Consider the following 11595-nt stretch of genomic DNA (forward strand, 5'->3'; position numbering starts at 1 on the left):
AATGCATGAGTGCCTCCTCTTGTATTGCCCTGTAATAAAGTGCAACATCCTTTAATATTTTAACATAAAAAAAGTGCTGTCTCAACATTCACACGCTGATTAAACAACACTTTTTTTGCCTGTTTTATTTACTTTTTAAATGAGCCCCTTTATATAAAGAATACTGCTTGTAAGGGAGCTGCCATGCTTCTTGATATACTCCCTGTACTCCTTGTAATTTATATAATATTTCTTGCCCCAGGAAGATACCACGAGGTACTCAACCCTGCCAATAGTCTCCACGCCGGTAACAACAACGTAATGGCTCTTAACATTGTTCTTGACGGACTGCACCATCTTACCATCCTTGTTGAGGTAGAACTTTACGCCCTCCTTACCCCATACATTTGGACTATTCGGCCCTATGGACAAGATAACCGGCTTGTTTTTTCTGATGAGATGTCTGATCTCCTTCATCATCTCAGTGCTTGACAGAAATACCTTCCAGGTTGCCTTAAGTCCTATATCATGAAGCATAAAATACACATTCATGACATTCTGGATACCTAAGCCTGTGATTCCTGTAGGCATGGTAAAATGCACATACCTCTTATAGAAAAGCTCCACATATGCCAGGTAATCATTCTTGTTATAACATCCCTTAGGCTTGCTTATCTTTCTTATGGCATCAGTCATCATGTTAGGATTTTGTTCCGCCAGATATATACTAAGATCTGCCATAGCCACGATACCGCAGCCGTAATTGGACAAATGTTTTCTTTCAAGCCAGGTCTGGTTGCCGCCATAGCTTACAATATTCATGTTTTTTATCTTTATATAGTCTTTGTTTAAAAGATGATTGTCTTCCATGCTATCACTGCCTCCATTCCGTACATTCACAGGATATTGCATATACCACATGCGCCTGCCTTTATGTGCCCATTATAACACGGTGGCGGCAGCATATCAATCATTTTTTAAACTATGTAATGTGGTTTTTAATACTACATTTATTTTTTATTTTTGACTTTACTTTCATTCTTTATTTTGGTATAAGTATTGATGTGAGTTGGACAAGTGATCGCGGCTGCATAAACGAAAGGATGCAGGTGAGGAAAGTCCGGGCTTCACAGGGCAGAGTGCCGGATAACGTCCGGTGGAGGCAACTCCCAGGCCAGTGCAACAGAAATAAACCGCTTCCCCTTGGGAAGTAAGGGTGGAAAGGCGAGGTAAGAGCTCACCGCTGTTCTGGTAACAGAGCAGGCTCTGTAAACCCCACTCGAAGCAAGACCGAATTGAAACCATACAGCGGCCCGCTGTGTTTCGGGTAGGTCGCTTGAACTTCGTGGTAACGCGAAGGCTAGATAGATGATCACTCACGACATAACCCGGCTTATAGTCCAACTCATATTATTTCAAATAATTCTAAAAAATCACTTATCTAAACTAATTTATCAAAGTCTTAAACGCGATTCCATTCTTATATCAAGATTTTTATGCCGGATTTTACAGTCCGAAATATCAAGCTTTTTATACTCTGAAGCATCCGCCGCCGACGAATTCTCTCACTATAGAATTGCATGGTACCATGTCTAAAGGGGCTTCCTCAAAGAGATCCATGAGCTTTATAAGTCTGCCTGCAACCTCTGCATATTTTTCATTGTATTTAAGTTCGTATATAAGCGGCATTGCAAATGGCTTAAGTACCGAGTATTCATACAGCAGTCCTGAATTAAACATTACATTTGCCTGATTTTCATAAGGGAAGATATGCTTCTCTTCGCCCTCTCTTACCTTTTTCCACATGGAGATGGTACTGGCAGCGTCATTTCCCCTGAGTCTGTTATCCCTCACGATCCTTCGTATGAGACGTCCGTCCATGGTTGAGACTTTATTATCCTCGTCAATATATAACTGGTTAAGTGGGCTTATATAGATTTTGAACATATCACTCTGGTCAAGCTTAAAGGTCATCTGAGGATTTAAAGCGTGTATTCCTTCCATTATGACTACATCATTTTCAGTTATGGAAAGAAAATCTCCGTTGTATTCCCTCACTCCAAGCTTAAAGTTAAAGTTAGGTATCTCCACAGTTTCTCCCCTTAAGAGAGCCAGCATATCGTTGTTAAGCTTCTCAAGATCCACTGCCTCTATGCACTCAAAATCATAGTTTCCATTTTCGTCCTTAGGATTATCCTCCCTGTTCACAAAGAAATTATCTGCCGCTATAGGATGAGGCGTCTGCCCCATAGCACGAAGCTGTATGCCCAGTCTCTGAGAAAATGTAGTCTTACCCGCAGAGCTCGGTCCTGCTATCAGCACCAGCTTTCTGTTCTCAGATACAATACGTTTGGCTATTTCGTATATGGAATTTTGCTGCATAGCTTCACATATGAGTATAAGTTCAGTAAAATGGCCGCTCTTCACTACGGCATTTAATTTTTCCACAGAATCAATATTTACTTTTTTTGCCCATTCCCTGGCTGTTTCCTTAAGGGAACCTACATTATTCTCACACATCAGAACCGTCACCTCATATTGGTTTTAAAAATATCATCTTACCTATGAGCACGCCACAGGTTACACACCTATTCAATCCACCATTTCATAACCTGAACCATTTAAGCTCATTTCAATCTCTTGAATTTCACGAATTTCTTCGGAAACCTGCCTGCCTCTTTCAATGCTCTTATCCGTATTCTTCAAAGCCAGTGCATCCAGAATATTTTTCTTCTGCTTCTTCAGATATTTCATGTAATTCCAAAAGATATGATCCTTTCCGTGAATAAGGAGTTTTCCATATGTATAGTATATCTCCTCTTCATAACTCTCCGGACAGTCACAGGTAAGGTCAACATCTATTATGTTGTAGTATTTGCCATCCTCAAAAATCATCTTCTCCCTGACTATATGTCCGCCTATGTCATGAATGTAATGTCTCACCCTTGGCACATCAGACTGGGGCTGCAGCACAACCTGTTTTAGACTATTCACCACAGTCTGTCCCTGTTCCAATATTTTGATCATCAACATTCCACCCATCCCTGCTATGATGGCAGTATCTGCTTCTCCCGGTGTTATCCCCAAGAGACCATCAGCCATCCTTACCTGTATCCTGTCATCAAGGCCATAGGCTTTTACATTTCTGGCGGCTATCTCCACGGGACCCTTTCTTACATCAGACGCTATCACTGATGTCGCGGTATTATTTTTTATCAAATAAATAGAAACGAAGGCATGGTCACAGCCTATGTCGCACACCCTGCTTCCTGTGTTCACCATGTCCGCAACTGCCTTCATTCTATCAGAAACAATTATATTTTCCATATTTTAAAATCTACTATATGTCCTATCTTAGTAAATGTAGTCTCTGAGCTTTCTGCTTCTGCTTGGATGTCTGAGCTTTCTCAGAGCCTTTGCCTCGATCTGTCTGATACGCTCACGGGTTACCTTAAACTCCTTACCTACCTCTTCAAGAGTTCTGGCACGGCCATCCTCAAGACCGAATCTAAGGGTAAGCACCTTCTTCTCTCTCTCTGTAAGAGTATCAAGAACCTCAACAAGCTGCTCCTTTAAAAGCTGGAATGCTGCAGCCTCTGCAGGTACAGGTACGTTATCATCCTGGATGAAGTCACCAAGATGGCTGTCCTCCTCCTCACCGATAGGTGTTTCAAGAGATACAGGTTCCTGGGATATCTTAAGGATCTCTCTTACTCTCTCAACAGGTATATCCATCTCCTTGGCAATCTCCTCAGGCTGTGGCTCTCTGCCCAGCTCCTGAAGAAGCTGTCTCTGGACTCTGATGAGCTTGTTGATGGTCTCTACCATATGAACAGGGATACGGATAGTTCTTGCCTGGTCTGCAATAGCTCTTGTTATTGCCTGACGGATCCACCATGTTGCGTATGTGGAGAACTTATATCCCTTTCTGTAATCAAACTTCTCAACCGCCTTTATAAGACCAAGATTTCCCTCCTGGATAAGGTCAAGAAATAACATGCCACGACCTACATATCTCTTGGCAATACTTACAACAAGACGAAGGTTAGCCTCGGCAAGCTTCTGCTTTGCACGCTCATCACCCTCTTCCATTTTCTTGGCAAGCTCGATCTCTTCCTCAGCACTTAAAAGAGGCACCTTACCGATCTCCTTAAGGTACATTCTTACAGGATCTTCAATGCTGATGCCGTCAGGTACTGATATATCAATCTTCTCAACGTCTTCCTCAATATCATCGTTTATAAGTATCTCATCGTCACCATCATCATCTGTAATTGTAAGTATATCCACGTTATTTCCCTCAAGGAAAGCAAATATCTGTTCCATCCTCTCAAGATTAAGCTCTATTTCCTTTGCGTCATTGAAGTAATTGATGATCTCCGTGTCCTCAATCACCATCTTTTTCTTCTTCGCCATCTCCAGAAGTCCCTGAAGCTTCGCCTGAAATTTCTCTTCAATAGCATCCTTGTTTTCTTTTGATTCCATTTTTATTACTCCTCCTGTTTATACGACATCAGCCCATTTACAGAACCTCAGTCCACTTGTTAAGCCAATAATCAGATGTTGATCTTAAGCTTTGATATTTTATTTTGTTCAAGTATAAGCTCCTGCAGCCTCTTCATATCATTTGCAGCTATAGCCGCCTCCCTGTCTGCTTCTATACTTGATAATTTTACTTTCTTCACCACATCCGTCAGAGCCCTTGAAGCTTCCTCCTCAGTCATGTCTATCCTGATGTCAGTCTGCATCATCTCTGCCACAAGACGTTGTTCTTCTATCTCTGAAAACGTATCCACTATGACCGCCGGCTTGACACTTCCGGTCTCCCTGTACTGCTTGTACAGGTGTGCTGCCACATTTCTGTATATTCCCTCTTCGAAACAATGCTCATCAATAATGCCGTTTAACCTGTCGAACAGCTCCGGCTTATTGACAAGCCAGGAAAGCAGCAGCTTGGAGGTAAGCCCTTCCTTCCGCCGCTTCTTCATCTCTGTAACAGCTCTGTCCTCATCACTGCCTCTATTTGAAACGATCTCCGCACCGCCTCCGGCGTCAACCCCGGAAACAGTAATTCCCTTCAGACCATATTCTGTCACCACAGACGCCAGCGCCTCCCGATCGATCATGTATTTCCTCGCAACCGCGTCCACATAATTGTCCCGCTCCAGCTTCTGTTCAATGGCAGCAAGTCTCTTCGCCACCTCATTCTGGAATTTGGTCTTCTGCTCCGGATCGTTCATGTCATAGCGCTCCGACAATATTCTCACTTCAAACATTATGCCACTTTCAGAGTTATTTATTCTTTCCTGGAAGCCCTCGGTACCAAGAGCCTGGATAAGCTCGTCCGGATCCTTGTATGGCTTCATATTTATAACTCTTACAGGCACATCAAATTGTCTCAGTATGGCAAGATTTCTAAGGGTCGCCGTAACGCCTGCCCCATCACTGTCGTACGCCAGATATATCTCCTTTGCATACCGCTTCAATATGTTGGCATGTCCCGGTGTAAACGCAGTACCAAGGGATGCCACCGCATTATCAAATCCTGCCTGGTGCATGGATATTACATCCATATATCCCTCGCAGCATATTATATATCCCTTTCTGCTACGTTTTGCTATATTCATAGCAAACAAAGTATGGCTCTTATCAAACACCTGGGTATCCTTGGTGTTGATGTACTTAGGCTTTCCATCGCCCAGTACTCTTCCTCCAAAGCCGATAACCTTGCCATTTATATCAAGTATGGGGATCATGGCTCTGTTCCAGAACTTGTCCGTACCGCCATTCTTCTCATCTATCTCAACAAGTCCGGAATCCTTAAGTTCTCCGTCGGTGTAGCCCTTTTTCTTAAGATACCTGTACAGGTCATCCCTGTAGATATCCGCATAGCCCAGTCCAAACTTCCGGATGGTCTCATCTGTAAGTCCTCTTTTCCGAAAGTAATCATAAGCTTTCTTACCGTGTTCACTATTCTTCATTATATAATGAAAGTACGCTGCTGCATTCTTGTTCATTTCCTTAAGAAGAACATTGTAATGCTCACGTTTTCTGTCCTCTTCGCTTCCCTCCATCTTAGGAACCTGCATACCCACTCTCTCGGCAAGAAGCTGTATGGCCTCCGAAAAGCCTAAGTTCTCATATTCCATGACAAATGTGAACACATTGCCGCCTACTCCACATCCAAAGCAGTGATACAACTGCTTGTCCCTGGACACTCCAAAAGATGGTGTCTTCTCATGATGGAACGGACAGCACGCCTTATACTGGCTTCCCTGCTTTTTAAGACTTACATAGCTTCCTATAACATCAACTATATCATTTCTTGACCGGACCTCCTCGATGAAGTCCTGTGAATAAAACATTACGCCCCTCCCTTCCAGGATTTTGGAACATATATATCTCTAAACTGCTGTGTCGCGTAATTATCTGTCATTCCTGCAATATAATCACACACCACAGTCCTCTGATCTTCTCCTGTCAGTATCAGCTCAACACATTCATTGGTAAGCCTGCTGACATCCTCCATATAGTAATTATACAGAAGCTCCAACATCATGTCGGCTTTCTTCTCCTCGCACTTGGCTATTGGATTTGTATATAGATACTTAAACATATATTGCCTTAAATTTCCAAGTGCTTCACTGATTTCAGGTGAAAGTGATACGATTTCCTTACCACAGCTGTTGTTTATGGCATCATGTATAAGGCAGTTAAGTCTGTCTCTGGTGGTATGTCCCAGAATATCCGTAACATTCTCGGGAAGATCCGACTCCTTCAATATATTCCCTCTTATGGCATCATCAATATCGTGGTTAACATAGGCAATCTTATCTGATATGCGGACAACCTGCCCCTCTAAGGTCTTAGGCATAAGGGAAGTTTTATGATTAAGTATGCCGTCCCTTACCTCCACGGACAGATTCAGTCCCTTTCCCTTATTCTCAAGCTTCTCAACAATCCTTACGCTCTGTTCATTATGGTTAAATGGTCTGCCGCTACATCTGGTTAGTGTTCTCTCACCGGCATGTCCAAATGGTGTATGTCCCAGATCATGCCCCAATGCTATAGCCTCTGTCAAATCCTCATTCAGTTTAAGAGTTCTTGCTATTGTTCTGGCAATCTGTGCCACCTCAAGGGTGTGGGTAAGTCTTGTCCTGTAATGATCATCATCCGGTGTAAGGAAAACCTGAGTCTTATGCTTCAATCTCCTGAAGGACTTACAATGAAGTATCCGGTCCCTGTCTCTCTGATATATGGTTCTTATGTCACAAGGCTCCTCATACACGTCACGTCCCTGCGACTGATCGCTGAATGCTGCATACTCTGACAGCATTTCATGTTCTCTCATTTCCTGTTCTTCACGAAATGTCATAATAACCTTTTTTCTCCTTGTTGACCCAATTTACACAGCCATATACGCTCATTGACACTGCTCACACGGACATATATACTATTGGCTCAGCCCATAAAATTATGTCGTGCTGCTCTTTTTATGTTTCATTTGGCACAATGCCGCATATTTTTTGCCTACATTTTTATTATTCTCTGTTTTTTTTCATAATCCTTTTTATTTTTTAAAATATTTTACGAAATTATTTGGGGTTTAATTTCGCTACCTTCCTCGTTACCGTAAATAAGTAGAGCAGCAACCATTTTTATTTGCCTCCGGCAAGGGTTGCTGCAACGTAACGATGTCACAGACATCATTACAATAAGTGGAGCAGCAACCATTTTTATTTGCCTGCGGCAAGGGTTGCTGCAACGTAACGATGTCGCAGACATCATTACAATAAGTGGAGCAGCAACCATTTTTATTTGCCTGCGGCAAGGGTTGCTGCAACGTAACGATGTCGCAGACATCATTACAATAAGTGGAGCAGCAACCATGCCACGGACATCATTACAATAACAAAAACTGCGGCAACACACACCGAAGAGGCTTACGTCCACGATGTATGTTATCCGCAGAAAAATTCATTCAATATTTTATTATTACAAATCCGTTTTAGTCTGTTGTTATAGCTCCGCAATTCTCAAGGTTCTTTACCAGTCCCTTGAAATCGAAATCGGCCCATACGGTTCCCTGAAGGTCATTTACTTCATCAACAGGTATAGTGGCAAGCCACTGACTCTGCAATTTGTCAAACTGATCAGACTCTGTACTCTGTGCCGAATATGATATGAAGTTTGTCTTGAGCTCTTCATCATTGTCATTCACCATGACAATAACGGCATATCCAAGAGTATCCTCTATAGGGCCTGTACACTCACCCGTCTTAAGATTGTTCATTATCTTATTAATCTCATCATCACCATAACCGTCTGTATAGCCTGTATCGTCTCTTGAATAGTCTGTAACACCATACTTATCCGCAACGGTCTCATAGGATGCTCCAGCCTGAATCTCCTTCATGGCTGCCTCAGCATTGCTCTTCACCTCAGCCTTCTTGTCATCTGATACATATACATAGTTGCCATCTGAATCTTTCTTAGGTGAGTCGCCATCTATCTCTACAGTAGGGAACAGCATATAGTAATAATCTGTGAACACGGTGTCCTTATACTGCTTCTCAAGATCAGCCTGGATCTTTGAACCCATTTCATTCTTTATATCATTCTGGAACTTTGAAGCCATAGCCTGCTCCTCAAAAACCCGCTGTATGGTTTCATCTGTGATACCATAGGCATCCAATACCTCCTGGCTTATCTTACCCTTGAATGACTCTATATTTTTATTTATATAATCATTATCGCCATCATCCAACTCAACATTGTTGTTCTTGGCCACATTATAGATTATTTTGTTCTGTCTTAACAATGAAAGAGCATATCCTTTATTGGTCTCTACACTACTGTCATCTTTAAGTGCTGATGATGTAACACCATATGTAAGAGCCTCCTGCATTGCATATAATGCCATCTCATCCATAGTAATGTCATAATCGCCAATGACCAGTGCCTTTGTTTTCTGTGCCTCATCTGCACTGTAATACTTGGTGATCTTCTTGTCACCGGAACCGCATCCCACAAGACCTATTGTCATAGAAGCAACTGCTGCAACTGCAAGAAGCCTCTTTAATCCTCTTTTTATCATCTCTTTATTCCTTCCTGATACATATAATACCAAATCCAAGCTCCGCAAATTATAATATCCGCTAAAAGATATCCACCCAAAGCCTACATTCAGCTTCTTAATTCTAGTTTAATATGGTCTAATCGTCAAGGAATTTCACAGTTTTTTCACTATATAGCCGCAGTCAGGTGTACACCTACGGCAAGGGGTTGCTGCAACGTAACGATGTCACAGACATCGTTACAATAAATAGAGCAGCAACATTCTAATTTGCCTACGGCAGGGGGTTGCTGCAACGTAACGATGTCACAGACATCGTTACATTAAATAGAGCAGCAACATTCTAGTTTGCCTACGGCAAGGGTTGCTGCAACGTAACGATGTCACAGACATCGTTACAATAAATAAAACAGCGGAGAGTAAACTCTCCGCCGTCTTATTTATTATATCCATACAAATCTACATTTATATGTATCTAATATGCAATTACTCCTTTACACCACCAAGTGCAACACCGGCGATGATATACTTTGAAAGTATAAAGTATACGATCAGAAGTGGTAATACTGTAAGAGTAAGTCCTACGTATACATAACCGTAATTTACTCTGATAGCATCTGACTTAAGTCCCTGTACAAACATAGGAAGTGTATACTTCTTAATCTTTGTAATCATCATTGTAGGTGTATACAGGTTGTTCCATGAAGCTATGAATGCGAATATAGCCTGTGTAGCCATAGCCGGCTTCATAAGTGGTAATGCAATTCTGTTGAATGTTGAGAACTCACTTGAGCCATCGATTCTGGCAGCCTCAATGATCTCAACTGAAAGTGCACCCTGCATGTACTGCTTCATGAAGTAAACTGTTGAAGGTGCTGCTGCAGCAGGAATAATAAGTGTTAAGTATGATCCGTAAAGACCAATCTGCTTCATGAATGCCATGAAACCAATGATTGAAACCTGTGCAGGAATCATCATGATAGCCATGATGAATGACCAGGCAACATTCTTTGCCTTGAAATTGTAAACTGTAATACCATAAGCAGTTAATGTTGCGCAGTACACCTGAAGAATTGTGGCAGGAACAGTTACAATTAAACTGTTACCCATAGCCTTCCAAAGACCTACACCACCTTTTGTCTCACTTATCATACCCGTAAAGTTCTTAATGAACTCTGTTCCCGGTATAAATGCAAGACCCTGCTGAATTCTCGCAGATGGCAATGTTGCATTAACAATCATTACATAGAATGGGAAGACACTCAGGAAACAAAGGAACACGCAGATAATCGTTCTGAAAATCTTCTTAGCTCTGATCTTAGCTGAATAACTCTCGTCTATGCCTATTGTATTTGTTGCTCTAGACATCTCATACACCTCCTACGCTTTCTTCACTGCATGCTTCTGCTTATCAGGTCTGTCCTTAGTAGCGATAAAGAATATCATACTAATTATCATAGTACAGATAAACAGAATTACTGAAATAGCACCTGCATAACCATAGTCAGGGTTCTGTGAGAATGCTACCTCTCGAATCATCATAGTTACTGTATGGGATACACGTCCCGGCTGACCAACACCATTGTTTACGTTGAACAGCGCTGGAATATCGTACATCTGAAGACCACCGATTGCTGATGTAACCAATGAGAACTGAAGAATTGGCTTAAGCAATGGCAGTGTGATCTTGAAGAACTCCTGTCTGCTGTTAGCTCCGTCAACCATAGCTGCCTCATAAAGTGATGGGCTGATACCAAGAATACCTGCGATAAGAACTATCATAGTATTTCCATACCACATCCAGAACTGCATGAAGCCTATAAGACCGATTGTTCCGGCCTTGCTGTTAAGGAAACTGTAATCACCCAGCCCCGGCAGCTTTCGTACCAGCAGTGTTACAGGTCCCTGATTACCGAACAAACTGTTGAACAGTACGGCGATAGATGAAGCTGTAATGATATTAGGAAGGAACATCATAACCTTGAATGCGCCCTGACCCTTAAGCTTTACAACTGTATCTGTAAACCATGCTGATAAAAGTAATGCTAATAAAATCTGTGGAATAAAGTTAATTATCCAGATAATCAATGTATTCTTAATTGTGTTCATAGGAATTGTATTGAACCAAACGTCCTTACCAGCCAAGAAATCTCTGGTCTTCAACACCTTAAGATAGTTGTCGAATCCACAGAAACCATCGTTTACAAGCTTTGAACCGGTCATCTTGTACTCAACAAAGCTTAAGTAAAATGTGTAAATCAGTGGATACAACTGGAAAATCAAGAATACCAAAAAGAATGGAGCGATGAACATATAGCCATACTTTCCATATTCAACTGTCTTCTTTTTCATGTTTTCACTTCCCCAATTTTCTTAAAATATGTTTTTCACGTATCCTCCGTCAGACATTTTACAAAAACCACCAAATCCTACCCCGATTCAATACTTTTTGTAAAATGCCTAACAGCGATATATCTCAGACTTTTTAAAATTATGCACCGGCCTAGGCCGGTGCATAACCTTAATTTCAGCTTGTGAAG

The 11595-nt window shown here is 41.7% G+C and carries 9 protein-coding genes and 1 other RNA gene; 1 reads left to right on the forward strand and 9 read right to left on the reverse strand.

The genetic code is table 11. The features are described 5' to 3' along the window. Positions 1-135: 135 nt before the first annotated feature. Positions 136-849 (reverse strand): hypothetical protein, encoded by a 714-nt coding sequence (locus DXB54_RS09705; RefSeq protein WP_021938780.1) that lies wholly within the window; start codon positions 847-849, stop codon positions 136-138. 195 nt (positions 850-1044) lie between these two features. Here DXB54_RS09705 and rnpB point away from each other — a divergent pair. Then, positions 1045-1391: RNase P RNA component class A (rnpB, locus tag DXB54_RS09710), an RNA gene on the forward strand. Between the two features lie 118 nt (positions 1392-1509). Here rnpB and DXB54_RS09715 read toward each other — a convergent pair. The 8 genes from DXB54_RS09715 to DXB54_RS09750 form a co-directional block, all read right to left on the reverse strand. Beyond that, complete coding sequence (locus DXB54_RS09715; protein WP_118695066.1) at positions 1510-2499, reverse strand: uridine kinase family protein; 990 nt, start codon at positions 2497-2499, stop codon at positions 1510-1512. Positions 2500-2571: 72 nt separating this feature from the next. Beyond that, the gene (locus DXB54_RS09720; protein WP_118695067.1) at positions 2572-3306 is read right to left on the reverse strand and encodes a class I SAM-dependent methyltransferase; all 735 of its coding nucleotides are present in this window, start codon (positions 3304-3306) and stop codon (positions 2572-2574) included. A 27-nt stretch (positions 3307-3333) separates the two neighbouring features. Beyond that, entirely contained in the window at positions 3334-4464 is a 1131-nt protein-coding gene (rpoD, locus tag DXB54_RS09725; RefSeq protein WP_021938777.1) for an RNA polymerase sigma factor RpoD, read from the reverse strand. Positions 4465-4535: 71 nt separating this feature from the next. Further along, positions 4536-6344 carry a DNA primase gene (dnaG, locus tag DXB54_RS09730; RefSeq protein ID WP_118695068.1) on the reverse strand — a complete coding sequence of 603 codons (1809 nt, stop codon included), beginning with the start codon at positions 6342-6344 and terminating at the stop codon, positions 4536-4538. Next, complete coding sequence (locus tag DXB54_RS09735; protein ID WP_118695069.1) at positions 6344-7354, reverse strand: deoxyguanosinetriphosphate triphosphohydrolase; 1011 nt, start codon at positions 7352-7354, stop codon at positions 6344-6346. Before DXB54_RS09735 ends, dnaG begins: the two co-directional genes overlap by 1 nt. Before the next feature lie 633 nt (positions 7355-7987). Beyond that, the gene (locus tag DXB54_RS09740) at positions 7988-9076 is read right to left on the reverse strand and encodes a peptidylprolyl isomerase (protein WP_118695070.1); all 1089 of its coding nucleotides are present in this window, start codon (positions 9074-9076) and stop codon (positions 7988-7990) included. 465 nt (positions 9077-9541) lie between these two features. Next, the gene (locus DXB54_RS09745; RefSeq protein WP_021938773.1) at positions 9542-10423 is read right to left on the reverse strand and encodes a carbohydrate ABC transporter permease; all 882 of its coding nucleotides are present in this window, start codon (positions 10421-10423) and stop codon (positions 9542-9544) included. 12 nt (positions 10424-10435) lie between these two features. Then, positions 10436-11407 carry a carbohydrate ABC transporter permease gene (locus DXB54_RS09750; protein WP_021938772.1) on the reverse strand — a complete coding sequence of 324 codons (972 nt, stop codon included), beginning with the start codon at positions 11405-11407 and terminating at the stop codon, positions 10436-10438. Between the last annotated feature and the right edge of the window lie 188 nt (positions 11408-11595).

Origin of the sequence: Coprococcus sp. OM04-5BH (assembly GCF_003482105.1) — a bacterium.
In the GTDB taxonomy this organism is placed as follows: domain Bacteria; phylum Bacillota; class Clostridia; order Lachnospirales; family Lachnospiraceae; genus Coprococcus.

Bases quoted from the DNA above. Each gene is read 5' to 3' on its own strand.
- DXB54_RS09715 (WP_118695066.1), bottom strand. From the start codon at position 2,499: ATGTGTGAGAATAATGTAGGTTCCCTTAAGGAAACAGCCAGGGAATGG.
- DXB54_RS09750 (WP_021938772.1), bottom strand. From the start codon at position 11,407: ATGAAAAAGAAGACAGTTGAATATGGAAAGTATGGCTATATGTTCATC.
- DXB54_RS09705 (WP_021938780.1), bottom strand. From the start codon at position 849: ATGGAAGACAATCATCTTTTAAACAAAGACTATATAAAGATAAAAAAC.
- DXB54_RS09735 (WP_118695069.1), bottom strand. From the start codon at position 7,354: ATGACATTTCGTGAAGAACAGGAAATGAGAGAACATGAAATGCTGTCA.
- DXB54_RS09745 (WP_021938773.1), bottom strand. From the start codon at position 10,423: ATGTCTAGAGCAACAAATACAATAGGCATAGACGAGAGTTATTCAGCT.
- dnaG (WP_118695068.1), bottom strand. From the start codon at position 6,344: ATGTTTTATTCACAGGACTTCATCGAGGAGGTCCGGTCAAGAAATGAT.
- DXB54_RS09720 (WP_118695067.1), bottom strand. From the start codon at position 3,306: ATGGAAAATATAATTGTTTCTGATAGAATGAAGGCAGTTGCGGACATG.
- DXB54_RS09740 (WP_118695070.1), bottom strand. From the start codon at position 9,076: ATGATAAAAAGAGGATTAAAGAGGCTTCTTGCAGTTGCAGCAGTTGCT.
- rpoD (WP_021938777.1), bottom strand. From the start codon at position 4,464: ATGGAATCAAAAGAAAACAAGGATGCTATTGAAGAGAAATTTCAGGCG.